We start from the raw sequence: 25,499 nt of genomic DNA on the forward strand, positions 1-25,499 counted from the left end.
CGGTGTACGGCTCTGCGATCTGGCCGGTAACGCTGGAAAGCGGAGCCTTGGTGCTCCGGCCAATCCGTTACCGCGACAAGCGGGAGTGGTCTGAAGTCCGTTCGCGGAACAGTGAATGGCTTGCGCCTTGGGAGGCGTCCAATCCTGCGCCGGGTGGGCGCCTGCCCAGTTACCGCCAAATGGTGGCATCCCTGAATGCTCAAGCCCGGCAGTCCACGGCTTTGCCCTTCCTCATCACGGAGCGGACCGAGGGTTTCCGTGATCCTCAAATTGTGGGGCAGTTGACGGTCTCATCCATCGTGTGGGGTTCGGCAATGATGGCCACCCTCGGCTACTGGGTTGATAAGGAACGCGCCGGGCACGGTATTGCTCCCACTGCAGTTGCGATGGCTACGGACCACTGCTTCCGGACCCTTGGCCTGCACAGGATGGAAATCAATATCCGGCCTGAGAACGCGCCCAGTCTCAGGGTGGTGGAAAAGCTCGGATTCCGGGACGAGGGCTACCGGCAGAGATACCTGCACATCAATGGCGAGTGGGCGGATCATCGCTCTTTCGCGCTTACGTCGGAGGAAGTTCCGCAGGGACTCCTTGGTGAGTGGCTCAGAGGAAGAACAGGCAGGTCATAGGCCCTTTTGAGCCGTATCTCCATTCATTTGCGGACTCGCCGACGACACACCGACCGCAATGCCGCCGCCCCTGATGATTTGCTTCTACGGTTTTGAATGTGGACTTCCCTCTCAGCAGCTCAGTGATACTCGTGGTCACTGTCGCGCTTTGGATGGTATGGGTCGCTCCTTACGTTCTTCGGAACAGACGGCAGCAGGTCCAGGCAGCCGCTGTTTCAGCAGAGGCATTTGACGACGAACCAGACGAAACGCAGGCAGGGGTGGTACTGACTTTGGCACCCCGGCAGGAGAAACCGATGGAGACCATGCACAGCAAAGCACCGGCGTCGCCCCAGGAATCCAGCGTGGCTGAGTCGTCTACCAGGAAGCCGCCCGCCACTCCCTTTACGATCCGTTATGCCCGGCTCACGTTGGCCTTGGCAGGCCTTGCCTTATTGCTGACTGCCATTGTTTCGGGTGCGCTGCGGCTGTTCGGCACCGGTACCATCTGGCTGCCGTTGGTGTCGTTCGTGGGTTCGGTACTTGCCGTGGTGACTTTGCGTCGACTCGCCCTCCGGGATCTCCGGGAACGGCGCGCGCGTCGGGCTGCACCAGTGGTGCCTATCAAAACCCCTGCACGGTACCTGCCAAAGGAACCGCCTGTCGAAGCCAAGGAAACTCCGGTTTTCGATGCTGAGGCTGGAAAGCTCGACGCCGCACGCCTTTCGGCCGTGGAACTACGCCAGGCTGCCTTGGCTGTTGCCCTGGCTGCTGGCGACAAGTCCGTTGGTGACAAGTCTGCTGAAGCGGCGGCAGGTTCCGAAGATGCCAGCTGGGAACCGGTTGAGGTTCCCAAGCCCACCTACGTGGGTGCCGCCAAGGCGCAGCGCCCCGCTCCGGAGCCCTTGGATCTTCCTGAAGCTCCCAAGCCTGTGGGCAAGCCGGTGCTGAAGCAAAGTGCTGAGCAGGCGGAGGCCGCAGCAGCTGCGCAGGTGCGTACCGCATCCAAGGGGCAGAGTGCCCTGAGCAACCTGGATGATGTCCTGCAGCGTCGCCGCGCGTAGCCTCGCATGACCACGCTCTGTGTTGCAGGTGGCACCGGCCAGGTAGGCCGTCAAGTTGTTCGCCAGGCGCTCGACGCCGGCCACACAGTATCCGCCCTGAGCCGCCATATGCCGCCTCCCGGTTCGGAGAAGCATCACGACGGCGCCACCTACTTTGCTGGCGACGTCACCACGGGCGAAGGTTTGGCAGCTGCGCTGGCGGGAGCCGACGTCGTTATTGATTGCCTTGAGGGCAGGTTCGGGAAAGCCCAAAAGGAATTCGCCGACGGCGGCGCGCGTCTTCTGGAAGCCGCTCACCACGCAGGGGTGCGCAAGGCTGTGGCCTTGTCGATTATCAATTGTGACCACAGCACGTATTCCTTCTATGTTTCCAAGGCAGACAAGGAACGGGTTTATGCGAGGGCCGAACTGGAAACCGTGGTTATCAGAGCCACACAATTCCACAGCCTGGTGGAAATGATCTTTGCTGCAGGCGCAAAGGTGCGGTTGATTCCGACATTCAAGGGTGTGCGCTTCCAAACGATTTCACCCAGGGAAGTCGCAGTTGCCTTGCTCGAAGCTGCACTCGAAGCGCCTTCTCCGGAGCGGCATCGTGTCAGGACTATTGGTGGGCCGGAGGTCCTGGCGATGACGGACATGGCGGAGTCATGGAAAGCCATTACTGGTGCGCGAGGAAAGGTTCTGGACGTCCCAGTGCCGGGCGCCATGGGCGCCTACCTGCGTGCAGGGCTCAACCTCATGCCTGAGCAAAGGTATGGCACTGAAACGTTCGTGTCGTGGTTGGAAAAGCGTTCGGAAACTTTGTAGCCTAGGGACACTGGCCCGGCCGTAGACGCCGTGCCCAGGGGCTATAGCTCAGTTGGTAGAGCGCTTCGTTCGCATCGAAGAGGTCAGGGGTTCAACTCCCCTTAGCTCCACAGAAGGGGCCCTCCAGCCTCCAGGCTTCGCCGGCCGCGGTGGCGGTCCGGGGTGTTCAGCCCTTCAATGTCCTGTCGAGCAAAGCCTGCAGCTCCTGGAAGTGCCGCTCGGTGGCTTCGGGGTGGAAGGCGGAGGTATCTGCCATCGTGTAGCCGTGCGGCGCCCCTGCATATATTTCGTTCGACGCCTCGAGCCCCGCGTCCTTAAGGGCGGCGCCCAGCCGGGCTACGGCATCCGGTGCCATGCTCCGGTCATGGTCCGCGTGACCGAATACGAAACGGGATCGTGCCTTGCTCAGCCCGATGTGCGGGCTATCAGGCTGGTCCGTGGCCAGCCCGCCGCCGTGGAAACCGCCACAGGCTGCCATCACGTCCGGGTGGGAGTTGGCGGTGCGCACAGCCAGCCGGGCACCCATGCAGTAACCGGTTGTCCCCACGGGTCCGAGAGCCACGCCGTCGAGCCCGGCCAGTGCGGACAGCCATGCCTCGATGTCCGGCATTGCCTTGTCCGGCGTCAGGCGGGCCACCCGGGGGAAGGCAGCCTTGCCTGCCGCCTCCCGGCCTTCCTGGGTTGACATGTCCCCGACCGGGGCGAGCTCAGCGACTGATCCTTCGCGGTAGAAAACGTTCGGCGCTAGCACCACGTATCCCCAGTTGGCGATGCGCTGCGCCATCTCCTGGATTCGTGGGCGCAGGCCGAAGGCGTCCATGTAGAAGATCACGCCAGGAACAGGGCCGGTTACGGTGGACGGCCGGGCCACCAATGCCTCTGCGGTGCCTTCTGCGGCAGGGATCTCGATAGGCATGGACCCACACTATCGGAGCTTGCTGGAATCACGGCGGGTACTGGGACTAGCCAGGTGGTGGATTGCGTGAGTACAGGCCGGGGTAGTCGATGACGAAACCGTCAGCATCGACGGTGATTTGCCGGCTGAAGTCGCTGTCCAGTGATTCATAGAGGTATAGATTGACGGCGATTCTCGTGTACGCCTGTGGGTCCGGCAGCACTCGGAACGAGGGCACGTCGATATAGGCCGTGGTGATCTCGGCCCGGGACCCAATGGTGAGGTTGAGTCGCCGGATCGGCAGGGTGTTGGTGAAGGGGCTGAAGGCCAGGTCGATGTCGATTGCGCCCGCCAGGTCAGGGCGTGGCTCACTATTGACGCTCCAGGTTCCGTCGGTGCCGCGCTGGACCTCAAGCCGCCGATCGTCGGGGCATTGAAGCGTAAGCTCGCGAAAGACCCACTGGTCATCAAGGGTTACCTCGTAGTCGCAGCGGCCGTTGTGGTCAGTGATGGTGGAGCGGGCCCTGAGTTTTCCGCCCATGGTGAAGTGGAGGCATTCGATGCTGCGCATCTGCACGCCATACCAGGTGTAGCTCACAGGCACACTTCCCACCGCTTCCGTGATGGCATCAGTTTCTTCCGAAGTTGCCCCGCGAGGAAGCGGTCCAACAAAACCGGCCAGGCACGTAACATGCCTGGCCGGTTTCTTGTGGGAGTTTAGAGGGGTTGGATGTTCTCCGCCTGAGGTCCCTTAGGGCCTTGGGTGATGTCGAACTGGACCTTCTGGTTCTCGTCCAAGGAACGGTATCCGCTGGAGGCAATTGCGGAATAGTGGGCGAATACATCCGGGCCACCGTCGTCCGGGGCAATAAATCCGAAGCCCTTTTCAGCGTTGAACCATTTTACTGTGCCTGTAGCCATGCTTGTTTTTCCTTCACGGGTCGCTGGTCGGTACCGCTTGTCGGATCACCGTCCCCGCCACTCACATTATTGAGCCTATGTGTCGATCTGACATGGGGCAACAGATTCTGCAGCGTCTTTCGTAATGTCGTGGTCCCTGGGTGCGCCGTCTGGCTGTGCTTGGAACAGCCGGGCTGCGGTGGATCCCCCTTTAGAATTACCCTGTGAACGACTCTCTGCCTCCGTGCCCCGAATGCTCCAGTGAATACACCTACCAGATGGGCGCGCTGTTGGTTTGCCCTGAATGCGCCCACGAATGGTCACCCGCAGCCGAGACCGACGGGCAGGCCCACGTCATCAAAGACGCGGTGGGCAACATCCTGAGTGACGGAGACACCGTCACGGTGATTAAGGACCTCAAGGTGAAGGGCAGCGCTACGGCCATCAAGGTCGGCACCAAAGTGCGGAACATCCGGCTCGTCGACGGCGTGGGAGACCACGATATTGACTGCAAGGTGGACGGATTCGGCCCCATGCAGCTCAAGTCCAGCGTTGTGAAGAAAGTCTGACGGGAGGCCTGCACTATGACCGGGACCTCCGTACCCAAAGGCCTCGTCGGCCCCGTCCTGGTAGGCGTCATGCCCGGGCAGCGGCCCGTCGTCGTCGAGCGTGCCGCCGAGGTGGCGCTCAGCGCCGGGCTCCCGCTGGTGTGCGCGTTCGTCGATGTGACCGTCTATCCCCTGGACGGCACCACGGGTGGGCCGTCTGCCCCGATCGATCCGGACGGCGTGGACGATGACGCCGAGAACGCTCCGGAATCCGTTCGGGCAGCAATCGCCACCCAGTTGGCTGAGGCTGATCTGACCTGGTCCATCGTTTCCCTGGCAGGGGAGCCGGCACGGGCGTTGGCACGCGAGGCCGAAGATATCGGGGCGTCCATGATTGTGGTGGGCTCAAGGGACCGCAAGCTCGGTTCGGCCATCAAAGAGCTGACGGCGGGCTCCATTGCCCGGCAGCTCTTCCACCGCCAGGACCGCCCTGTGCTGGTTGTGCCCGTGGAGCCACGGGTACCGGTGGACGATGACGACTGAGATCAGGCGTCCCGTCCATCTTCACTGGGGGTTCATCGGAATTGTGGCAGCAGGCGGCGTCTTGGGGGCGCTCGCCCGTTACGGCCTCGGACTGTTGATTCCTGCGCCAGGGTCCTGGCCGTTACCCACCCTTCTGATCAACCTTTCCGGCGCCCTGGCACTCGGCGCTTTGCTGGAGGGGTTGGCCAGGAGGGGACCCGACGTCGGACATCGGCGGGTATTGCGACTCGCCTTGGGTACGGGCTTCCTGGGTGCTTACACCACATACAGCACGCTTGCATTGGATGCTGTGCACCTGTTCACTGCCGGTCACACGACTGCTGCCCTGGGTTATCTGGGCGTGAGCCTGCTGGGTGGGGCGCTTGCAACCACTGCCGGAATCTGGTTCGCCGCATGGCATCACAGGCGTGCGAAATGACTGTCCTCCTGTTGGCCCTCGCGGGGGGACTGGGCGCGGCTGTTAGGTTCATGGCGGACGGGCTCATCCGGGCACGCGTACGTACTGCCATGCCGTGGGCCACCATCCTCATCAATGTTTCCGGTTCCTTGCTCCTGGGGTTCCTGGCCGGCCTGGTGATGGAAGGGCAGGCGCCTGAATCCCTTCAACTCATCCTCGGCACTGGTTTCCTGGGCGGCTACACCACCTTCAGCACGGCAAGCCTGGAGACCATCAGGCTGGTACAGAGTGGGCGGCTGGGGCTGGCGCTCGTCAACGGATTGGGTTCCATGGCCGTTAGCGTCGGGGCTGCCGCCGCGGGTGTTTGGTTCGCTCTGCTGCTGGCTTAACAGATGACCTTCTGGCTGTCTTGGCCCGGCTGTAGGATCGGTCCCATGGCTAAGAAGACATTCAATGAGCTGTTGTCCGTTCAGGTCGCCAATGAATTTGCGGCCTCCCAGCAATACATTGCAGTGGCCGTGTATTTTGACGGCCAGGACTTGCCGCAGCTTGCCCGGCATTTCTACCGCCAGTCCCTCGAGGAGCGCAATCACGCCATGATGATGGTCCAGTACATGCTGGACCGCAACGTGCCCGTTGAGATTCCCGGCATCGCCCCGGTCCGCAATAACTTCACCAGCGCCAAGGAACCGATCGCTTTGGCTCTTGAGCAGGAAAGGGAAGTTACGCGCAACATTGAGGAGATGTTCCGCGCCGCCCGTGCTGAGGGCGACGCCTTGGGCGAGCAGTTCATGCTGTGGTTCCTCAAGGAACAGGTTGAGGAAGTTGCCTCCATGACCACGCTTCTCAACATCACGGAGCGGGCGGAAAACCTCTTCGACATCGAGAATTACGTTGCCCGTGAGAGCGTTGGCGATGCCGGGCATGATTCCAGTGCGCCCTCTGCTGCAGGCGGCGCGATCTAGGAGCAATAAACCAAGGGGTCAACGCCCACAGCATTCCCGAGGCCGCCTGAGGCTCAGCTTCCGGCGGCCTCTTCGATTGCCAAAGCATCGTCATTGTCGGACCTGCCCAGCAGGGACAGGCGGCTGGCAATGCGGGCCAGATCCACGGGCAGGACGCCGCCGGAGGGCTCAGCGTCCCAGTCCAGGGGCCCCGCGCCGATCAGGAACAAGGTGATGTCCTGATCGTGAAGCACATCCACGGCATTGCTGAACCGCTGCCACGCGGGCGCGGAAGCGGGGTCGCCCCCGGCAGGGGAGGGAACGTCGTCGATGACCCAGGTCTTGAAACTGTGCGCCAAGGTCAGGAAGTCCGCGGTGGAGGTCAGCCCCGCACACAATTCCGGGAACCCCACCCAGAGCAGGTCCGGGTCTGCGTTCTTGACCACGATCGGTTGCGTTGTTGGGGTCAGTACACGGCTTTGGGACAGGGACGGCCGGAAGAGTCCCAACCGTCCCAGTTGTTTGGGCGTGCCCGGCGTGATGATCCGGCCAGAGCTAAATGCCGTGGGCGCGTCACCGGGTTTTGAACCTGCTGATGGAAACCGCCGGAAATCGGCGGGGCCGTTGATCTCCACAATCTCCATCATCTCTTTGATGGCTTCGATGGTGGGCACAAAATGGTCGTGCCACAGGGGATTGGGCAGTAAGTCGTCAGGGGCGTAGTTGGACGTCACCACCAAGGGAATCCGGCGCTGCGCTGCGGTTCGCAGTAATCGCGCGATAAACATCCCATCGCCGACGTCGTGGACATGGAATTCGTCGAAGAACAGGACGTCGATATCGGCCAGGAGCACATCCACAGAGTGCTGTATGGCTGTTCCATCCGCGGAACCGGAACGGTGCGTTCCGGTGTGGAGCTTGCGGAAGAAATCATGAAAGTGGATGCGGCGTTTCCGAGCCCGGAGCCTGTCGTGGAAACTGTCCATGAGCCACGTTTTGCCGCGGCCCACAGGTCCGTGAAGATAGATGCTCCGCGGCGTCCTTTGCTGACGCGCTCGACGGCGGGCCGTTACCGCTGCGCCAAATGCCGCCAACCGCTGCGCTGCTTCATGCTGACTGGGCTCAAGCTGGAAACCCAACCGTCCGGCGTCGTGCGTGATGCCCTCCAGCAGCGCCAGGACAGAATCCCGTGCTCCCGGCCCTCGCTGCGGTAGGAGCGGGGGCGTCACAGCCAACCCTTCCGCTTGAAAATGAGATACATGAGCATGGCTGCGCCGAACATGAGCCCGATGGCCATTGGATAGCCGAAGTCCCAGTGCAGTTCGGGCATGTGGTCGAAGTTCATGCCGTAAACGCCTGCCACAAAGGAGGGAGCGAACAGAATGGCGGCCCACGAGGAAATCTTCTTGACCTGTTCGTTCTGCGCGGCGCTCGCCTCGTTCTGGCGGTTCGCTGTCAGGGTGCCATCAAGGGTCAAGGCGTTCTGCAGGAGGTCCCTGAAGGAGTTCGCCCTGGAGATGACGCGCTGGACGTGGTCCTCTACGTCGCGGAGGGAACGCTGGAGTTCGATGTCCACGCCGTACTTCTCGAAGCCCTTCTCCAGCAGCACCATGATGTCCGGAAGAGGCTGGATGGCCCGTTGGAATTGGATGACTTCACGGGCAAGTTCATAGATCCGGCGGGACACCGCTGTATCGCCGCTGAAGAGCTGGTCCTCAATTTCGTCGATGTCGTTCTCAAGCCCGGCCACGACAGGCGCATAATCGTCCACCACCTGGTCCAGGAGGGCATACAGTACCGCTTCCGGTCCATGCCGTAACAGGTCCGGGCGCTGCTCCAAACGGTGCCGGACACGCGCAACTCCGCCGGTCTCGGCATGGCGGATGGTCACCACGAAATTGGGACCCGTGAAGATGTGCAGCTCGCCGAACTCCACCGTCTCGGAATCATCCAGATAGCGGGCGGGTCGCAAGACCGTGAAGAGGTTGTTGTCGTAACGTTCCAGTTTTGGCCGCTGGTGCGCTGAAACGGCGTCCTCCACGGCGAGTTCGTGGAGGCCGAATTCGTGGGCCACGGCGGCCATCTCGTCCCGGGTGGGCCGGTATAGCCCGATCCATGCCATGCCTCCTTGCTCCGAGAGTGTCTCGAAAGTCTGCTCAAGGTTGCGTGGGGTGGCTGTGCGTACGCCCTCGACATAGACGGCGTTATCAATGATGGTCACGAGTGAACGCTACTGCATGGCACCGATGATGGCGCCGGCAATGGTCATGGCGAGGATGTCGTGCCCCGCATCAATAACAGTCACCTCAGAGGGCCGCCCCGCGAAACCATTGTGAATGACATGTCCTCCGGCACGGAAGACCAAAGCCAGGATCAGGGCGAAGAGGCCGCCGGACAGGAAAGTGTTGAGCGCCAGAGCACTGATCAGGATGGCCAGCAGAATGCTGGTGAGCGCCGCAGCAAGCATCATGGGAATCCAGATGCCAGCTCCACCATCGATGTTCTTAAGGTCCTCTTCGGTCTTGCCGATCGCTTGCATCCACCGGCGCCCAAGGACGGCCGGCATGTACCAAACGAACCCGATCACCATGCTTGAAATGAAAGCCAGGAGGACAGCGAGCCAGTTGATCTGCAATATGTGTGAGAGCCAATCCATGGTCAAAAGCCTAATCGGGGACGACCCCTGGGATCGTGTTCAAGCGCTCATGCTGACCGCGTGTTGGTGGAACCGGCCAGCCTTTCCATCAAAGGCTCCGTGCGGTAGGGGATGTGCGTGTGGAGGGCCAGGACAGTTTCTGTGCGGATGACGCCCTTGGTACGCAGGACGGACCTCAGCGCGGATTGCAGGTTATGCGTATCGGTTGCCACCACGCGGCACCAGAGATCTCCACGGCCGGAGATTTCGTGGACCTCCAGCACCTGCGGAATCAGCCGCAGGGCGCCGATGACGCCATCGAGTTCGCGGTGTGTCACTTCAATGGTGATGAAAGCTACGACGTCGTACCCCACCTTTTCGAGGTCCACTTCGCGACCTGCTGCCTGAAGGACCCCGGACCGGAGCAGGCGTTTGAGGCGGCTCTGCGCAGTATTGCGGGCGATGCCGAGTGAGTCGCTGAGCTCGGCGATCTGGATGCGGGGGTCCTTGATGAGTTCCAGCAGGATCTTCAAGTCCATCGGGTCCAAGGTATTCAAATGGTCACTCCGGCTTACTTAGACGACGCTACTTTGAGTATTTTGCTCAATTTTCCCACGTTTGTACTTCGTTGAGCGCAGTACTACGGCAATCTGTTGCTACCGAAACCTGGCTGCGCCTCCATCCCACAAGGAGCCCGCGTGCAGCCCCGAATCAAAGGCACGGAAATGACTGTCTTGAGCGAACTCCGCATGCGCCCGGCCACCGCCGGCGTCCGGAGCTGGGATGCGAGCACCACTGCGAGGTTGGTCCTGGCCGGCATAGTGATCTTCACCCTGCTGGTGGGCGCAAACCTGGCCACACCTCTATATCCTTTGCTGCAGGCCCGGCTGGGCATGTCCCCTTTGGACGTCACGGTGGCCTTTGCCAGCTACGTACTGGCGCTTGTTGTGGTTCTCATGGTGGCGGGGCACTGGTCCGATCACATTGGGAGGCGGGCGGCTCTGGTGCTTGCCGTCGTCATGGGTTTGCTGGGCGGCATCATCTTCGCGAATGCTGACAGTCTTGGCATGCTGTCCCTCGGCAGGGCCTTCCAAGGCGTGGCAGTAGGGCTGGCCACCGGGGCCAGCTCCGCAGCCCTGCGTGAACTGTTGCCTCAGAGGCCTGACTGGGCTTCGCGCTTCACGTTGCTCTCCTCGGCTGGTGGTGTGGCTGCCGGACCCGCGATCGGTGGTCTCCTGTCGCTGCTTCCGGACCCTACGCGAACGCCGTACTACATCCACTCCGGGGTGCTGCTCGCCGCGCTCATTCCGCTGTGGCTACTCAAGGCAAGGCCGGCGATTGCCCCCGCCGCAGGAAAGCCGGCATTCAAGGTTCTCGCTCCACGAAAACCCGCCATTTCCAGTCACGCACGCGGTGCCTTTTGGATGGCATCGGCAGTGGGTTTCCTGAGCTTCGCAGTCTTTGGTTTCTGTCTGTCGCTGGCTCCCGGATATTTCGCAACTGCGGTGCATGCTGATTCCAGACCCCTTATCGGGTTGCTGGCTGGGGTGACTTTGGGTGCATCGGCCCTCAGTCAGTTGGTGGGAGTGCGCGGACGCTACCTGGTCCCCGTTGCCTTGGCAGTGTTGGGCATCTCGATAGTCCTGGTGGGAGCTGCCGCTGCTTGGTCGAGTCCGTTGTTGCTGGTTGCCGCCAGCGTGACCGCCGGCGCAGGGCAGGGCGTCGCGTTCCGCCAGGTGTTCAACGACGTAGCCGGGAAGGTAGAGGCGGCCCGTCATGCGCAGGTCATCAGCACGGTGTATGTCATCACGTATTTGGGAAGCGCGGTTCCGGTGATTGGCTTGGGATTGGCGGTCTCGGCGCTGGGCTTGCAGACCGCCGTCGTTGGTTTTACCGTGCTGTGCGGGGTCGCGGCACTGGCGCTCGCAGCGGCGTCACTCCGGGGTGCCCTGCGCGCCTGAGCGTGATTATCCGGGAACCAGCCTGGCTTACTCGGGAAGCGGACCGCGGTTGCCGGGGATGTGCTGGAAGACCATCGTGGTCTCCGTGTGTCCGACCACCGGATCAGTAGCGAGGTTATCGAGCAGCCAGTTGCGGAGGTCGTCGGTGTTGGCGACGGCAATGTGCAGAAGATAGTCCACGGAGCCTGTGGTGTGGAAAGTGGAGATCACTGCCGGCAGCTTTGGGACGCGTGCGGTGAAACGGTCGATCTGGTCCCGGTCGTGGGCACGGAGACGAACAGCGATGAGCGCCTGCACCGAGCGGCCGATGGCCGGCAGGCTGAGGATCGCTTCAAAGCCTTCGATGATCCCGCGTTCGGACAGGGCCCTTGTGCGCATCAGCGCAGTGGAGGGAGCGATTCCCACGAGTTCGGCCAATTGTTTGTTGGAGATGCGGGCGTCCTCCACCAGGGCGGCGAGAATTCGTTCATCAATAGCGTCCAGCGGCTCGGCGCTGCCCGAAGTCGGCCGAACATTCTTCGCGGGGTTGCTCACGGATCCTCCTGAAATTGCCTTTCATTCATCATAATCATTGAAATTCTGGCTATCCATTCGTTCCTACTCGCGGTTCCCGAATATTTGGCTGGGCTCACCGCGGTACAACGTGGATTATTTTTGCGCTGGGTCCACGTCTTCTTGCTCGCTGTTCTTCAGGCTCCGACGCCGGGCGAGCCGTTGGAGTGGCTCACTGAGCACCATCAGGAGCAACGGCAGGTTCCCCAGGTCCGGAACTATGAGAGCCAGGATCAGTGCGGCGAGGAAGAGGGCCGCCACGATGGTCCCGGCCTGGATCCCGGATCTCGTCGCCGCCTCGTCCAGGTCATGCAAGTGCGGGCGCGAGCGAAGATAGACGCGAGCCAGCAGCAGAAGGAAGCTCGTAGCGAAAAGCGTTCCTATGTAGACAAGCGGCTGCGCCCAATCCTCATGCATTTGTGTTGACAGTGCAGTTGCCACCGGCATCCACACAATGGTGAACATCCATGCGATAGTCAGCCACAAAAGTACTGAATCCACCATCCGGACGTTGCGGAAGAGCCGGTGATGGTGCACCCAAAAAACAGAGATAAGGAGGAAGCTCAGGACGAATCCAAGGAGGGGATACCGCTCCTCGGCAAACCACTGGGCGGTGGTGCCTTTATGGTCAGCGAGTTCACCAACGCTCTCCATGAGGGGCAGGATCAGCAAGGTCAAGGCGATCGCCACCACGGCATCGGTAAACGCCTGCAGCCGTTCCGGCGAGGACAGTTCCCGGGAACTTGTGACCTCTGTCATGCCTCCGATTGTAGGGGTTCCGGTGCCGAAAGCGGCCTGATTTGCGCGGGCGGTGAGCGATGTACGACGGCGGTGATTACCGCCGTCGTGATGGCAAGGGCCATGACGCTCCAGGCCAGAGCCGGCCAACCGAATGCCTGGAAAGCCAGGCCTCCCGCCCAGCCGATGACACTGGACCCCAAATAGTAGGAGAGGTTATAGAGCGATGCCGCTTGGGCGCGGCCTGTTGTGGCGATGGCACCGGTCCAACCCGAACCCACGCTGTGGGCTGCGAAAAAACCTCCCGTAAACACCACGAGGCCGATCAGCGTCGCCACAAGGTTCTCTGCCAACGTGAGGGCGAGTCCGGCAATCATCATGGCAATCCCAAAGAGCAGGACATTGCGCCGCCCGAAGCGCGTGGTGAGCCCGGCGGCCCATCGGGAGCTGACGGTACCGGAGAGATAGGCCAGGAAAATGAGGCTCACCAGTGTGGTGGGAAGTCCGAATGGTTCGCCGTGGAGTCGGAATCCGAGGTAGTTGTAGACCGCGACAAATCCGCCCATGAGCAGGAATGCCTGAAGGTAAAGGGAGAGCAGTTTGGGGTTTCTTGAATGGCTCCCCAGCGTGCTCAAGGCTCCTCGGAATCCGCTGGCCGGCGCGGGCATGAAGCGTCGCTGTTTGGGAACCAGCACCACGAACAGGACTGCGGAGACGGTGGCCAGCACGGACACTGCCAGCGCAGCTGTCCGCCACCCCCATAGTTCTCCCACTGGACCCGCGACCAAGCGTCCGGCAAGTCCGCCGAGCGTGGTTCCAGCGACGTAGCTCCCGGCTGCCAGTGCCGTGTGCATCGTTGTGACTTCCTCGTTGAGGTACGCGATGGCTATGGCTGGGATTCCGCCCAGAGCCATGCCTTCAAGTGTTCGCAGTCCCAGGACCAGTGGAACAGTCGGTGCCAGTGGAACAACCAGCCCCAGCACCGTTGCTGCTCCGATGCCGATGGCCATTGCGCGGACCCGGCCGATCCTGTCAGCGACGAAGGACCACGGCAGGACGCTCACGGCAAGTCCCACGGTGGCCAGGGAGATACTTAGTGCTGCTTCTGCTGCGGAGATTCGGAGGTCGGCCGCCATCAGTGGGAGGACCGCCTGGGTTGAGTACAGCTGGGCGAACGTAGCGACACCGGCCAAGGCCAAGGCGGCAAGCACACGTCGGTAGCCACGGGAACCCTTGGTGTGCCCGTCCCATGGTGTAACGCTCACTGCTGTTTTACTCACCGGGCCAGATTAGGCTTCCGGGACTGTGCGTTCCAATGCATGATTCGCTTATGATCCATGCAGTAATGCATGATTCTCTTACTCATGCTGGAGCGGCATATTCATGCTGGAGCGGAACGGAAGGCACATGGAACCGGATCACCAACAGCTAGTGCAGCTCCTGCCGCTGCTACCCGTCCTGGCAGAATTGGGCCGGACGGAGCACATGACGGAGACGGCTGAGCTCCTCGGCGTTCCCCAGTCCACGGTGAGTCGTGCAGTGGCCAGGGCAAGCGCGATTGTGGGAATGGATCTTCTTGTTCGTGATGGCCGTGGCATCCGCCTGACTCCGGCGGCAAGGACATTGCTGCCCTATATCGAAGCGGCGCTGGAAGACTTCCAAGCCGGATTGGACAGGGTCAGGCACGAATCGGACGTGGTGAGGGGACGCATCGGCGTCTCGTTCCAGCACACGTTCGGTGAAGCGACGCTGCCCCTGCTTATCAGTGCGTACCGCGGCCGCCATCCGCAGACGGTCTTCGAGCTGCGGCAGGGTCCGCGCGACGACTGCCTGGAGGAACTAGCCAGGGGCGATTCAGATTTCGCCCTCACTGCACCGATCGCCCCGGAAGGCAGGGGCATCCACTCCCTGCCTCTCTACAGGGAGCCGTTGCGCGTGGTGCTGCATTACCGGCACCCGCTCGCCAGTCGCTCCAGCGTGCACCTGTCCGAGCTGCGGCATGACCCGTATGTAGCGCTTCCCGCCGGTGTTGGCCTCCGGGCCCTGGGCGAAGCACTGTTGCGTGAAGCCGGTTTCCGTCCCCGGACTGCCTTTGAGGTTCAGGAATCCCACACTGTCAGGGGGCTGATCGCTGCCGGTCTGGGCTTCAGCATCCTGCCTCCCGCCGGGCCGGGCTCCGGAACCGGCCAGTTCCTGCCAGGGGCCGAGTTGGGACTTGTGGAAGTTCCCATCGAATCCGAGCTTGCCTTCCGGCAAATCGGCATGGCTTGGCGGGAGCGCACCTTCGAACCCGACGCCGTCAGGCTGTTCCGTGAGCTGGTGGTCGGGGAGGGCGAAGCGTTGCTGGCCGAACTTGTCAGAGCACGCTCAGGAAATCCCTGACAACATCAGCCGCGGATCCTTCCTTTGCTGATCGCCAACCTGTGCCCGCCCACAGGTTGAGGCGGTCAGGATCACCCGCCGCCGATGCTGCTGCCCGGATTGGCGCTGTCAGATGATGGATTGCCGGATAACCCTCGGGCGCGTCCGCGTGATCGCGGACGAACTCGTTGACCAGCGAGCGGGCGAATCGTCCCGTAAAGGCCCGGGTCCTGGCCGTCTCCGTAAAGCGCGGGTCGCCCAGGGCATCTTTATGTGTTTGCCGGGCTCCGCTTTCCTCCGTTCGTACCAGCGCCGTACCAACTTGCGCGGCTGCCGCACCAGCAGCCAGGACTTCGCGAAGCGCTGAACCGTCGCTGATCGCACCGGCCGCAACCAGCGGAAGGTCGACGGCGGCACGGACCTGGGCGATGAGACCCGCCGTCGTGCTGCTTGCGTTTTCTCCTGCACCGGCCGCGAGGAACGCGGCCGTGTGTGCTCCTGCGGAACTGTGCTGCACCGCAAGGGCATCCGGGCCCTCCTCCGCGGCCGCAAGGGCTTCGGGAACACTGGTCACACTGGAGATGACAGTAGTCCCGGCCTTCTGCAGTGCCTTGACCACAGATCGTCCCGGAAGCCCGAAGACGAAGCTGACGAACTCCACGGGATCCGCGATGAGTGCGTCGATTTTGTGCTGCCAGGCGTCGTCGTCGTCAAATCGGAGGGCCGGGACTGCCACGCCGTAGCGGGCCCCCTCTGCTTCAAGTTCCCTCCGGTAGGCCTCCAGGCTCGCACGCGCCGCCGCGGACGGGGAGAGTTGCGCCATGTCCGGTACAAAAACGTTCATGCCGAACCGGATGCCCATGGCACGCGCAGCTGCGATCTCGGCCGTCATGGCCTCGGGGCTTTTGTAGCCGGCGGCGAGAAAACCCAATCCACCGCCGGCCTGGACTGCCTGCACAAGAGCGGGGGTGGACGTTCCCCCAGCCATGGGCGCTGCAATGAAAGGCGTATCAAACAGGGAATGCGACATGGGCGGTTTCTCCTCGGGGCGCTCCAAGCTAGTCTTTCACGGTGAACAATCTTGACTCTGCCATGCATTCCCACGCGTCCCCGGAGGCACTCACCGGCACCGTGATCGGGCTGGATATCGGCGGAACGAAAACGCGGGGCGTGAGGTTCGAAGACGGCGTTCCCGTCCTGGACGAAAGCGCCGGAAGCTCCAATGTGCAGAATGTGAGCCGCGAGCAGGCCATGGCAAATCTCGCCGAACTTTTCGGAAAGATCGGCGGCGGTGACGTTGACGAGGTTTACGCGGGTGCCGGAGGAATTGACACCGATGAGGACGCGCAAGCGCTCGCCGACTTGATCTCTCCACACGTCCCCGGGGCACGCATCACCGTGGTTCACGATTCCAGGCTGCTTCTGGCGGCCGGCGGAGCAAGCACAGGCGTCGCGGTGATTGCCGGGACCGGTTCTGCCGCGTGGGGACGGAACGCGGCCGGTGAGGAAGCCCGCGCCGGAGGCTGGGGTTATCTTCTGGGCGACGAGGGAAGCGGTTACTGGTTGGGCCGCGAAGCCGTTCGCCACAGCTTGCGGCGGATGAACCAGGGACTCGAGCCGGACACCCTGAGCCGTGCCTTGCTGGACTCCTGTGGAGTGGACGAGCCGGGCAAGCTTATCGCCTTGTTCCACTCCCCGGATACCGGTCGCCGCTACTGGGCTCAACAAGCGCGGCTGGTGGTCGAAGCTGCGGACGCTGGTGATGACACCAGCGCCCGCCTGGTGGATCAGGCCGGCAGGGATCTCGCTGACCTGGCAGAGCAAGCCGTCCGCCAACTGGGCTTGGATGGGCCGGTAATTCTCGGGAGCGGTTTGGGCATGAACGTCCGCCGGCTGCAGGAGTCATTCAGGGCGCGGCTGGCCGAACGGGGCATCGTCGATGTGCGGATTCTCCAACAGGACCCAGTGTTTGGAGTCCCCCGGCTTGTGGCCGAGCAGCGGGCGTAGCGCCTAAGCTCAGCCCCGGGTACGGGGACGCAGCTTGACGCCCGGAAGCGGCGGCGCGGGGATGCGTCCGGCTTCCGGCCCCGCGTCAGGACCATGGCCCTGGACCAATCCAAAGCGTGAAGTGGCGGCACTGTCGTCGTCGAGAAGGCCTTCGGCCTCCCATTCCAAACGCGCTTTTTCCACTTCCTCATGCGTACGTCCCACGAAGTTCCACCACATCAAGAGGTCTTCCCCGAACGGTTCGCCACCCAAAAGCATGAAACGGGTATCCGTCTGGGCATCTGCGGTCAGGTTCTGCCTGCCGGCACCCAGATAGGCCAGGGGGCCCGGTTGGATGTCTTCGCCGTCGATGACCAGGTGGCCGTCCAGCACCAACACTGCATGTTCAAATTCAGGGCGCAGCGGAAGCTGGAGCGTACCTGTGCCGGTGATGTCAGCACCTACGATCGGGCTGAACATCGTGGCAGGGGAGCGTTCACCCGCAAATTCACCCACCATCACCGTTGCCGTGTAGCCCTCGCCAACAGCGACTGGAAGCTCGCTGTGTTGCTCGAAGGAGGGTTCGCGGTGCCGGTGCTCGTCAGGGAGTGCAACCCACAACTGGAGTCCCCTCGACATGGGAATCTCGTCATCCGCTCCGGCCACCGTAGCTGCAGGCAGGACCGAGAATTCCGAATGGGAGATTCCGTGGCCGGCGGTCATGATGTTCAGTTCACCCGGTTTGACCACCACATCGCTTCCCACGCTGTCGCGGTGCCTAACGGCTCCCTCCAGCGGCCATGTCACGGTTTGGAGGCCGCAGTGAGGGTGGGGGAGGACACTCATTGCCACACGGTCCGGACCAAAACTGTCCAGGAAACACCAGGCGCCAACGGTGGGCAACCCGCGCTGGGGCAAGGTGCGGAACACGTTCATGGCGCGCACTCCACCCAGAGGAACTTCACGCTCTGGCCACAGTTGGACGCATGGTCCTTGTCCTTCATGGGCAGCGGGGCAGACTTGCTCCGCCGGCGAAGTATCAAGATTGGTCATGTGTTCATCACCTGTGCATAAATGTTGGAAATTGAGCTAATCTGTTCCGTGTGAACAACGCCCTTTTGAGCTACCACGACGCCGTCCTCTACCGTTCGGGTGAACCGTATCGCATCCTTGCGGGAGCCATCCACTACTTCCGCGTTCACCCCGATTTGTGGCAGGACAGGCTGCGTCGACTGAAGGCCATGGGCGCCAACACTGTTGACACCTACGTTGCCTGGAACTTCCACCAGCCTAAGCGCGAAGAGGCGCCGGACTTTACAGGCTGGCGGGACATTGGCCGTTTCATCGACCTCGCCGCGGAGGAAGGTTTGGACGTCATTGTCCGTCCAGGCCCCTACATTTGCGCGGAGTGGGACAACGGCGGCTTTCCGGCTTGGCTCACAGGAATCCCCGGGATTGGCCTGCGGTGCATGGACCCGCAGTTCACGGCCGCGATCGAGGAGTGGTTGGATCACCTTCTCCCGCATGTCGCCTCACGGCAGGCATCGGTCGGTGGCCCGGTGGTAGCCGTCCAGATTGAGAACGAATATGGCAGCTATGGCGACGACCACGAGTACATCCGCTGGAACCGCCGTGCGTTGGAGGAGCGCGGGATCACTGAGCTGCTCTTCACGGCCGACGGCGGCACTGACTACTTCCTCGACGGCGGCTCCGTGGACGGAACCTGGGCGACCGCCACGTTGGGAAGCCGGGGTGATGAGGCCATCGCAATCTGGCAGAGGCGCCGACCCGACGAGCCCTTCTTCAATGTCGAATTCTGGGGCGGCTGGTTTGACCACTGGGGCGAACACCACCATCGCCGCGACGCCCACGACGCCGCTGCGGAAGCACGAAAGATGCTCGATGCTGGCGGATCGGTATGTGTCTACATGGCACACGGCGGCACTAACTTTGGCTTGGGATCCGGCAGTAACCACGATGGCACCATGCTCCAGCCAACGGTCACCAGCTACGACTCCGACGCCCCCATTGCCGAGAACGGAGCACTAACGCCTAAATTCCACGCCTTCCGCAAGGAGTTCTACCGCGCCCAGGGTATCGAGGACCTTCCTGAACTGCCCGTCGAGTTGCTTGCGGATGCCCCGGTCCTTCCAGCGCGGTCCCTGGCACTGACGGAAGGCCGGGACCTGCTGGAGCTCGTCCGCGATTCGGGCAAGCCAGTTACCAGCGTCAAACCGCTCACTCTTGAACAGTTGGGACTCGACGCCGGCATGGTCCTTTATGCCGCCGAAGCGACTCTCCCGGGACGCCCCGAGGCTCCTGTGGAGAGCCGCCTCAAAATCACAGGGCTGAATGACCGCGCCTACATCTGGGTTGATGGTCAGTTTGCCGGTGTCCTGGACGACGTGGACGGGGCCCAAGGGCTGGCCGTCACCGGAACCGGCGCCCCGGCCAAGCTGGAGATCCTGGTGGAGAACCTGGGCCGCATCAACTACGGTCCCCTGACCGGGCATGGCAAGGGAATCCTGGGCGGCGTCCTGATCAATCAGCGCTATACCTTCCATTGGACACAGACGCCCGTGGCTTTGGATGAATGGGCGCCCGAGGACCTTGAAGGACTGGCAGGGACGGAGTTCGAGGCAGGGGAACCGGCGGATACATATATTGCGCTCCCTGATTCCGGAAAGGGCTTCGTCTGGCTCAACGGCTTCCTGTTGGGCCGGTACTGGGACAAAGGGCCGCAGGTCACCCTGTATGCCCCGGCGCCTCTGGTGAAGGGTGGCCTCAACAGCATCAAGGTGCTGGAGCTCGCCAAGCCGGGGACCGTCGTCGAGCTCCGCGAAGGACCGGACCTTGGTCCGGAAGAGGCCGGGCCGATAATGGCCGCCGAATTGCCTTAGTGCGGACCGACTGGGAAGTAGCTGCCAACTAAGCTGGCACCATGACCCTGGAGTTCGACACCCGCCCAGCCGCTTACGCCGTCATCATTCAGGAGGACCGGATTCTTCTCGCCTACTGGAAGCAGGACGGCAAAGAAGGTTGAACGCTGCCTGGTGGGGGAGTGGACCTTGCGGAGCACCCCGTGGACGGATGCCGCCGCGAGGTCTTTGAGGAAACCGGCTACGAGGCCCGGATTGATCGCATGCTGGGCATCGACGTCGGGCACTGGCCCGCGGAAGCCCGGGCAGACGGTTCGGTGCGGGACTTCCAGGCACTACGGCTGGTTTACGAAGCTACGATTATCGGTGGCGAGTTGACGCACGAGGTGGACGGCAGCACCACCCATGCGGCGTGGATTCCCTTGGCGGACATCGGCAAACTCAACAGGGTCTCCCTGGTGGACGTGGCGCTGCGCCTGCACAGTGAGCGGCCTGCTGACGGGAAGCTCAATGAGGCGCGACTTCAAGAAAGCCAGTAAGCACAGCTTCAAAAAGACCTAGCCAAAGCCCATTGGCTTGGCTACGCTGTAAAACGTTGCCGGCCACCAGCTGCCGGCCTGGATGCCGAGGAGGTGGAACTGATGATTGCCATAATCCTGCGCGCCCCGCACTCACGCGCGGCGCATCGTCATCACACCACCATTCCTGTCCCGGCATCAGCCTGCCAGAGCTAGGCGGCCGGGCCTCAGCAGAGGTTCCAACGTGAATACTTACGCTTCTTCAAGCGACCCAAAAACCAGTTTCAGCAACGCGGCCGACGGCAACCGTCCGGAAGGCCCAACAGACTACGGCTATACCGAAAGAACCGCTGAACTCTTCCGCGCCAACCCAGCTAGGGACGGGGACACCAGCGACAACACTCCGGGAAGGGTAGTCCGCCTCGACAGGAACCGCGTGCTCGTTGCCTCGAACACCGGCCTGCTCCATCTTCCCTATCCCGGGCATGGTCTGGTTCCCGCCACTGGGGACTGGGTGTGGCTGGGGCACAACCGCGCTGGTGAGCCATCCGTCGTCGAGGTTCTTCCGCGGCACTCGGCACTGAGCCGCAAGCGCGCTTTCGAGGCATCTTCCGAGGAACAAATCCTGGGCAGCAACATCGACATCGTGGCGGTAGTAGTGCCCGTGGACCGGCCGCTTACCCATAACCGGTTGGAGCGGACGCTCGTGGCCGCATGGGATTCCGGGGCAACCCCGCTGGTCGTCATTACCAAAGCCGACCTCGCTGACCTGGCAGACGACGTCGTAGGTGAAGTCATCCTCCAAGCTGCCGGCGTGGAGGTGGTCACCACGTCCGCAGAGCAGGGCGACGGCCTCGAGGAGCTCAGGCAGCACATCCCGAACGGAGCCACGCTGGTGCTGCTAGGCCCTTCGGGTGCCGGCAAATCAACGCTCATCAACGCCCTGGCCGGACGCGATCTGCAGGAAACGGGTGAGGTGCGTGCCGGTGACGGTAAGGGGCGGCATACCACCACCTCCAGGGAACTGGTGCCTTTGGGAGGCGGTGCAGTGCTCATGGACACTCCGGGTGTTCGCGGGTTTGGGTTGTTCGACGCCGAGGAGGGAATGGAGGAGATGTTCGGCGACCTTGAGGGGTTGTTCGCCCGATGCCGCTTCGCCGATTGCTCCCACCAGGCCGAGCCGGGTTGTGCCGTGCAGGAGGCGCTCGCCGACGAAAGCCTCGACGCGCGCCGGTGGGGAAGCTACCTCAAACTCCAACGCGAACAGGCGGCCTTGAACCGGAAACACGATGCCGCAGCCAGGCGCGCTTATCAGCGCGAATGGCATCAAAAGGTGATGTCGGCGGACAGGGGGCAGCGCGCCGCGGAAAGACACCGGCACGATCAAGCCGAGGAACGCGCAGCGAAGGGCGGGAAACGACGCAAACGTTGAACATTGCCGATTCATTACGGAATACGTGGCGTCGCTGACATCGTCGGTGGTGCTGGCTACGCTGGGTGAAGATCGTCCGCCGAAGATAGGCCCGGGTATGGCTGAAGCCATGATTGAGTTCCAGAGCGTGACCAAGCAATACCAAGGCGGCCAGCCCGCCGTCGACAACCTGACCATGTCCATCGACAAGGGAGCCATCACGGTCCTCGTGGGTCCTTCGGGCTGTGGCAAGACGACTTCGCTGCGCATGATCAACCGCATGGTGGAGCCGAGCTCGGGCACCATCACGGTGGCAGGCAAGGATGTCTCCACGGTGCCGGCGGCGCAGCTTCGCCGCTCCATGGGCTATGTCATGCAGTCCTCCGGGCTGCTCCCGCACCGGTCAGTTCTGGATAACATCGCTACGGTTCCCCGGCTCAACGGCGTGTCCAAAGCCGATGCGCGCAAACGTGCCGCAGAACTTCTCGACGTCGTTGGGCTGGCTTCGGTGCTTGGCAAGCGGTATCCCTCGCAGCTGTCCGGCGGTCAGCAGCAGCGCGTCGGAGTGGCACGCGCGCTCGCAGCCGACCCGCCAGTGCTTCTGATGGACGAGCCCTTCAGCGCCGTGGACCCGGTGGTTCGCGATGAACTCCAGCAGGAACTCCTGCGCCTGCAGCGCGAGTTGGCTAAAACCATCGTGTTTGTCACGCATGATATTGACGAGGCCACGGTTCTGGGCGACAAGGTGGCAGTCTTTGCTGTTGGCGGCAAGCTTGCCCAATATGCCGCCCCGGAAGAGATCCTCCGGGCACCGGCCAACGATTTCGTAGCCTCCTTCGTGGGCAGGGACCGTGGTTTCCGCCACCTCGCCTTTGACGTCGCGGACTCGCTGAGGCTCCACTCCGTAACCATGGTGGGACAAACCGAGGGTCAAAGCGCCGGACGCCGGGCGGGGGAGTGGGCGCTGGTAGTCGACGACGAATCACGTCCCCTCGGGTGGTCCTCACCCCGGGACGGTGCCGGGCTGGTCCCCGGCGGTTCACTCTTCCATAAGGGAGACACTTTGCGCCGGGCGCTGGATTCGGCGTTGTCCTCGCCGTCGGGGTTGGGCGTTGCCGTGGACGACGACGGCAGGGTGGCCGGTGTGTTGAAGGCGCCGGAAGTCCTTGCCCTGATTGAGGAAGTCCGCCGCCACAGGGAGGACGCCACCTGATGGAGTGGTTCCTGGCGAACATTGGCTTGGTTTTCGGATTGGCCGGCCAGCACCTTGTGCTCGCACTCATTCCGATGCTTCTTGGGCTGCTGATCTCAATTCCCTTGGCGCAGCTTGCCCGGCGCAACAGTACCCTGAGGTCTGTGCTGGCTACGGCTACGTCCTTGCTCTACACCATCCCGTCCCTGGCGCTCTTCATCATCCTGCCCACCATACTGGGCACACGCATCCTTGATCCCCTCAACGTCGTGGTCGCATTGACGATCTATGCGGTGGCCTTGCTGGTTCGTGCTGCCATGGATGCGTTTGACTCGGTTGACAACGATCTCCGAAATGCTGCCGTAGCAATGGGATTCAAGCCCTCCGCCCGGTTCTTCCAAGTGGATCTCCCGCTGTCACTGCCGGTTCTTTTCGCCGGGCTCCGCGTTGTCTCGGTCAGCAACATCTCGCTCGTTAGCGTTGCTGCACTGTTGGGAGTTGGCAATCTAGGAATCCTGTTTACCGATGGTTTGCAGAGGACCTTCGTTACCGAAGTCGTGGTTGGCATCATCGCCATCCTTGTCCTTGCCCTGATCATGGATGCAGTGCTGGTGGTGCTGGAGCGTCTCCTGACTCCGTGGACACGTGCCGCAGCTGGCGGACGGAGCGAACGCAAGAACGGCGCCGCGTTGCTCGCTGAGCCGAAGACCGGACCATCCTTGCCCCATGCCCCGGTACGGCCGGATCCGGGTGCATCGGCATGAGCAACGTTTTCACGGACACCATCGCCTGGCTGACGGACCCCATTCACTGGACGGGGAGCGGAGGCATTCCCACCCGGCTGTCCGAGCACCTGCAGTACAGCGGGCTCGTGCTACTCATCGCGGCCGCCATTGCAGTGCCTGTGGGACTTTACATTGGCCACACAGGGCGTGGCAGGGTGGTCGCTGTGGCCGTCGCCGGCGCCCTGCGGGCATTGCCTACCCTGGGCCTGCTGGTCCTCTTTGCCTTATTGGCGGGCAGCGGTTTGATGCCGCCGGTATGGGCACTGGTCATCCTCACCGTTCCACCGCTCCTTGCCGGGACGTACGCGGGTATCTCCAGCGTGGATGCCACAGTGGTGGACGGAGCCCGGGCCATGGGCATGACGGAACTTCAGATCCTGTTCCGGGTCGAGCTCCCCAATGGCCTCCTAGTGATGTTCGGTGGCATCCGGACAGCTGTTCTGCAGGTGATTGCCACAGTTTCGGTCGTCGCCTACTTGCCGCTGGGAGGCCTGGGCCGGTATTTGTTCGATGGGCTTGTCCTGCAGGACTTTCCGCGGATGCTTGGTGGATCGCTCCTGATCGCTGCCCTCGCGATCGCAGTGGACCTCGTTCTGGCGGCCTTGCAGAGGATGGTTCTCTCGCCTGGCCTCACCCTCGACTCAATCGGACGCCACACGGCGGCCGATGATCTCACAGCCACAGCTCCCGCCGCGGCTGCCATTCAAGGAGGTACACCATGAAAAAATCCGTTCCCATGACCCTGACGCGCCGTGGACTCGGCGGCCTCGCGGCCGGCGTCGGTGTGGCCCTCGCCTTGAGCGCGTGCGGCGGCAGCCCTTTGGCCACTCCATCCACTTCTGCGCCCGGCGGATCCAGCGGGTCAAGTGGGCCGCTTGTTGTTGGTTCGGCCGACTTCCCGGAAAGCCAGGTCATCGGCGAGATTTACGCCGGGGCACTCAACGCTGCCGGGATCACCGCCACCACCAAACCGAACATCGGCTCTCGTGAGATCTACTTCAAAGCCGTGCAGGATGGTTCGGTGGACCTCGTCCCCGACTACTCTGGCAACCTTCTTTCCTTCGTGGATACTGAGGCCCAGGAGGTTTCGGCCGATGACGTTTACAAGGCACTCCCTGGGAAGCTTCCGAACGGCCTGGCGGTGCTGGACGCTTCCAAGGCAGAGGACAAGGACGCAATGGTGGTCACCAAGGCCACAGCCGAGAAGTACCAGTTGAAGTCCATCGAGGACCTGGCCAAGGTGTGCAAGGACTTCACTATGGCTGCCCCGGCCACGTTCGAGACCCGCTCGTACGGTTTTCCGGGATTGAAGAAGAACTACAACTGCGAGCTCAAGGCTTTGCAGCCGTTCAACGACGGCGGTGGCAACCTGACCCTGCAGGCATTGCTGGAGGACAAGGTCCAGGTGGCTGACATCTACACCACCACCCCCTCGATTGCCGACAACGACCTCGTGGTCCTGGAAGATCCCAAAAACAACTTCAAGGCCCAGCAAGTACTGCCGCTCTATAACAAGGCCAAAATGACGGACAAGGCCAAGGACGCTCTCAACAACGTGTCCAAGATCTTGACCACTGAGGACCTCATCAACCTCAACCGCTCCGTGAGTGGCGACCAGAAGCAGAGCCCCAAGGATGCCGCAGCTGCGTGGCTGAAAGACAAGGGCATCGTTAAGTAGCGCTTACGCAAACCGCGTACGACGGCGGTGACGGACCCTCGCGGGCCTGTCGCCGCCGTCGTCGTACATGTGAGTTAAGTCTCAACTGAAGTCCATC

29 protein-coding genes, 1 tRNA gene and 1 pseudogene are annotated in these 25,499 nt (G+C 62.4%); 19 read left to right on the forward strand and 12 right to left on the reverse strand.

Features of this window, described 5'->3' with window-relative positions; all coding sequences use genetic code 11:
- The first annotated feature begins 2 nt into the window (after positions 1-2).
- The 4 genes from KSW38_RS12055 to KSW38_RS12070 all read left to right on the forward strand — a co-directional run bounded on the left by KSW38_RS12055 (position 3) and on the right by KSW38_RS12070 (position 2,589).
- Entirely contained in the window at positions 3-629 is a 627-nt protein-coding gene (locus KSW38_RS12055; RefSeq protein WP_216925153.1) for a GNAT family N-acetyltransferase, read from the forward strand.
- A gap of 131 nt (positions 630-760) precedes the next feature.
- On the forward strand, positions 761-1,672 hold the full coding sequence (locus KSW38_RS12060; RefSeq protein WP_216925208.1) for a hypothetical protein: 912 nt from the start codon (positions 761-763) through the stop codon (positions 1,670-1,672).
- 6 nt (positions 1,673-1,678) lie between these two features.
- Positions 1,679-2,479, forward strand: a complete 801-nt coding sequence (locus KSW38_RS12065; protein WP_216925154.1) for an SDR family oxidoreductase — start codon at positions 1,679-1,681, stop codon at positions 2,477-2,479.
- A 37-nt stretch (positions 2,480-2,516) separates the two neighbouring features.
- Positions 2,517-2,589: transfer RNA gene (locus tag KSW38_RS12070), tRNA-Ala, on the forward strand.
- 56 nt (positions 2,590-2,645) lie between these two features.
- Here the strand turns inward: KSW38_RS12070 and KSW38_RS12075 are convergent.
- The 3 genes from KSW38_RS12075 to KSW38_RS12085 form a co-directional block, all read right to left on the reverse strand.
- The gene (locus tag KSW38_RS12075) at positions 2,646-3,395 is read right to left on the reverse strand and encodes a dienelactone hydrolase family protein (protein ID WP_216925155.1); all 750 of its coding nucleotides are present in this window, start codon (positions 3,393-3,395) and stop codon (positions 2,646-2,648) included.
- Positions 3,396-3,441: 46 nt separating this feature from the next.
- A complete protein-coding gene (locus KSW38_RS12080) occupies positions 3,442-3,972 on the reverse strand; it encodes a putative glycolipid-binding domain-containing protein (protein ID WP_216925156.1) in 531 nt (176 codons plus the stop codon).
- Positions 3,973-4,091: 119 nt separating this feature from the next.
- Entirely contained in the window at positions 4,092-4,295 is a 204-nt protein-coding gene (locus KSW38_RS12085) for a cold-shock protein (protein WP_216925157.1), read from the reverse strand.
- Positions 4,296-4,498: 203 nt separating this feature from the next.
- On the opposite strand from KSW38_RS12085, the gene KSW38_RS12090 reads away from it, so the two are divergent.
- The 5 genes from KSW38_RS12090 to KSW38_RS12110 are packed head-to-tail and all read left to right on the forward strand — an operon-like array spanning position 4,499 to position 6,727.
- Positions 4,499-4,843, forward strand: coding sequence for a zinc ribbon domain-containing protein YjdM (locus KSW38_RS12090; protein WP_216925158.1), 345 nt, complete (start codon positions 4,499-4,501; stop codon positions 4,841-4,843).
- Positions 4,844-4,858: 15 nt separating this feature from the next.
- Positions 4,859-5,365, forward strand: a complete 507-nt coding sequence (locus tag KSW38_RS12095) for a universal stress protein (protein WP_216925159.1) — start codon at positions 4,859-4,861, stop codon at positions 5,363-5,365.
- Complete coding sequence (locus tag KSW38_RS12100) at positions 5,355-5,783, forward strand: fluoride efflux transporter FluC (RefSeq protein WP_216925160.1); 429 nt, start codon at positions 5,355-5,357, stop codon at positions 5,781-5,783. Before KSW38_RS12095 ends, KSW38_RS12100 begins: the two co-directional genes overlap by 11 nt.
- On the forward strand, positions 5,780-6,151 hold the full coding sequence (crcB, locus tag KSW38_RS12105) for a fluoride efflux transporter CrcB (protein ID WP_216925161.1): 372 nt from the start codon (positions 5,780-5,782) through the stop codon (positions 6,149-6,151). The genes KSW38_RS12100 and crcB overlap by 4 nt, the downstream gene beginning before the upstream one ends.
- A 45-nt stretch (positions 6,152-6,196) precedes the next feature.
- Positions 6,197-6,727 carry a ferritin gene (locus KSW38_RS12110; RefSeq protein ID WP_216925162.1) on the forward strand — a complete coding sequence of 177 codons (531 nt, stop codon included), beginning with the start codon at positions 6,197-6,199 and terminating at the stop codon, positions 6,725-6,727.
- Between the two features lie 53 nt (positions 6,728-6,780).
- Here KSW38_RS12110 and zapE read toward each other — a convergent pair whose 3' ends face one another.
- The 4 genes from zapE to KSW38_RS12130 are packed head-to-tail and all read right to left on the reverse strand — an operon-like array spanning position 6,781 to position 9,898.
- Positions 6,781-7,935, reverse strand: a complete 1,155-nt coding sequence (gene zapE, locus KSW38_RS12115) for a cell division protein ZapE (RefSeq protein ID WP_223946506.1) — start codon at positions 7,933-7,935, stop codon at positions 6,781-6,783.
- Positions 7,932-8,927, reverse strand: coding sequence for a magnesium/cobalt transporter CorA (gene corA / locus KSW38_RS12120; RefSeq protein WP_216925163.1), 996 nt, complete (start codon positions 8,925-8,927; stop codon positions 7,932-7,934). The genes zapE and corA overlap by 4 nt, the downstream gene beginning before the upstream one ends.
- 9 nt (positions 8,928-8,936) lie before the next feature.
- A complete protein-coding gene (locus tag KSW38_RS12125; RefSeq protein ID WP_216925164.1) occupies positions 8,937-9,362 on the reverse strand; it encodes a DUF1761 domain-containing protein in 426 nt (141 codons plus the stop codon).
- 47 nt (positions 9,363-9,409) lie between these two features.
- A complete protein-coding gene (locus KSW38_RS12130; protein ID WP_216925165.1) occupies positions 9,410-9,898 on the reverse strand; it encodes an Lrp/AsnC family transcriptional regulator in 489 nt (162 codons plus the stop codon).
- A gap of 168 nt (positions 9,899-10,066) precedes the next feature.
- On the opposite strand from KSW38_RS12130, the gene KSW38_RS12135 reads away from it, so the two are divergent.
- Positions 10,067-11,302 (forward strand): MFS transporter, encoded by a 1,236-nt coding sequence (locus KSW38_RS12135; protein WP_216925166.1) that lies wholly within the window; start codon positions 10,067-10,069, stop codon positions 11,300-11,302.
- A 27-nt stretch (positions 11,303-11,329) separates the two neighbouring features.
- On the opposite strand, the gene KSW38_RS12140 is transcribed toward KSW38_RS12135, so the two are convergent.
- The 3 genes from KSW38_RS12140 to KSW38_RS12150 all read right to left on the reverse strand — a co-directional run bounded on the left by KSW38_RS12140 (position 11,330) and on the right by KSW38_RS12150 (position 13,872).
- Positions 11,330-11,836, reverse strand: coding sequence for an Lrp/AsnC family transcriptional regulator (locus KSW38_RS12140; protein WP_216925167.1), 507 nt, complete (start codon positions 11,834-11,836; stop codon positions 11,330-11,332).
- Between the two features lie 114 nt (positions 11,837-11,950).
- Positions 11,951-12,613, reverse strand: coding sequence for a TMEM175 family protein (locus KSW38_RS12145; RefSeq protein ID WP_216925168.1), 663 nt, complete (start codon positions 12,611-12,613; stop codon positions 11,951-11,953).
- Complete coding sequence (locus KSW38_RS12150; RefSeq protein WP_216925169.1) at positions 12,610-13,872, reverse strand: MFS transporter; 1,263 nt, start codon at positions 13,870-13,872, stop codon at positions 12,610-12,612. Before KSW38_RS12150 ends, KSW38_RS12145 begins: the two co-directional genes overlap by 4 nt.
- 127 nt (positions 13,873-13,999) lie before the next feature.
- Between KSW38_RS12150 and KSW38_RS12155 the strand changes: the two genes are divergently transcribed.
- Complete coding sequence (locus tag KSW38_RS12155; protein WP_216925170.1) at positions 14,000-14,974, forward strand: LysR family transcriptional regulator; 975 nt, start codon at positions 14,000-14,002, stop codon at positions 14,972-14,974.
- Here the strand turns inward: KSW38_RS12155 and KSW38_RS12160 are convergent.
- Positions 14,949-15,983, reverse strand: coding sequence for a nitronate monooxygenase (locus KSW38_RS12160; protein ID WP_216925171.1), 1,035 nt, complete (start codon positions 15,981-15,983; stop codon positions 14,949-14,951). The genes KSW38_RS12155 and KSW38_RS12160 overlap by 26 nt on opposite strands.
- A gap of 41 nt (positions 15,984-16,024) precedes the next feature.
- Here KSW38_RS12160 and KSW38_RS12165 point away from each other — a divergent pair, with 41 nt between their 5' ends.
- Complete coding sequence (locus KSW38_RS12165; RefSeq protein WP_308169355.1) at positions 16,025-16,960, forward strand: N-acetylglucosamine kinase; 936 nt, start codon at positions 16,025-16,027, stop codon at positions 16,958-16,960.
- Between the two features lie 9 nt (positions 16,961-16,969).
- On the opposite strand, the gene KSW38_RS12170 is transcribed toward KSW38_RS12165, so the two are convergent.
- A complete protein-coding gene (locus KSW38_RS12170; RefSeq protein WP_216925172.1) occupies positions 16,970-17,992 on the reverse strand; it encodes a pirin family protein in 1,023 nt (340 codons plus the stop codon).
- Between the two features lie 50 nt (positions 17,993-18,042).
- On the opposite strand from KSW38_RS12170, the gene KSW38_RS12175 reads away from it, so the two are divergent.
- The 7 genes and pseudogenes from KSW38_RS12175 (at position 18,043) to KSW38_RS12205 (ending at position 25,402) form a co-directional block, all read left to right on the forward strand.
- Positions 18,043-19,839, forward strand: coding sequence for a glycoside hydrolase family 35 protein (locus KSW38_RS12175; RefSeq protein ID WP_216925173.1), 1,797 nt, complete (start codon positions 18,043-18,045; stop codon positions 19,837-19,839).
- Between the two features lie 41 nt (positions 19,840-19,880).
- Positions 19,881-20,357 (forward strand): annotated as a pseudogene (locus KSW38_RS12180) (NUDIX hydrolase).
- A 223-nt stretch (positions 20,358-20,580) separates the two neighbouring features.
- Positions 20,581-21,768, forward strand: a complete 1,188-nt coding sequence (gene rsgA / locus KSW38_RS12185) for a ribosome small subunit-dependent GTPase A (RefSeq protein ID WP_216925174.1) — start codon at positions 20,581-20,583, stop codon at positions 21,766-21,768.
- A 97-nt stretch (positions 21,769-21,865) separates the two neighbouring features.
- Positions 21,866-22,960, forward strand: a complete 1,095-nt coding sequence (locus KSW38_RS12190; protein WP_275964133.1) for an ABC transporter ATP-binding protein — start codon at positions 21,866-21,868, stop codon at positions 22,958-22,960.
- Positions 22,960-23,703: an ABC transporter permease gene (locus tag KSW38_RS12195; protein WP_216925175.1), complete on the forward strand. Its 744-nt coding sequence runs from the start codon at positions 22,960-22,962 to the stop codon at positions 23,701-23,703. The genes KSW38_RS12190 and KSW38_RS12195 overlap by 1 nt, the downstream gene beginning before the upstream one ends.
- Entirely contained in the window at positions 23,700-24,446 is a 747-nt protein-coding gene (locus tag KSW38_RS12200) for an ABC transporter permease (RefSeq protein WP_216925176.1), read from the forward strand. The genes KSW38_RS12195 and KSW38_RS12200 overlap by 4 nt, the downstream gene beginning before the upstream one ends.
- On the forward strand, positions 24,443-25,402 hold the full coding sequence (locus KSW38_RS12205) for an ABC transporter substrate-binding protein (protein ID WP_216925177.1): 960 nt from the start codon (positions 24,443-24,445) through the stop codon (positions 25,400-25,402). The genes KSW38_RS12200 and KSW38_RS12205 overlap by 4 nt, the downstream gene beginning before the upstream one ends.
- Positions 25,403-25,499: the final 97 nt, after the last annotated feature.

Origin of the sequence: Paenarthrobacter aromaticivorans (genome assembly GCF_019038615.1) — a bacterium.
Taxonomy (GTDB): Bacteria; Actinomycetota; Actinomycetes; order Actinomycetales; family Micrococcaceae; genus Arthrobacter; species Arthrobacter aromaticivorans.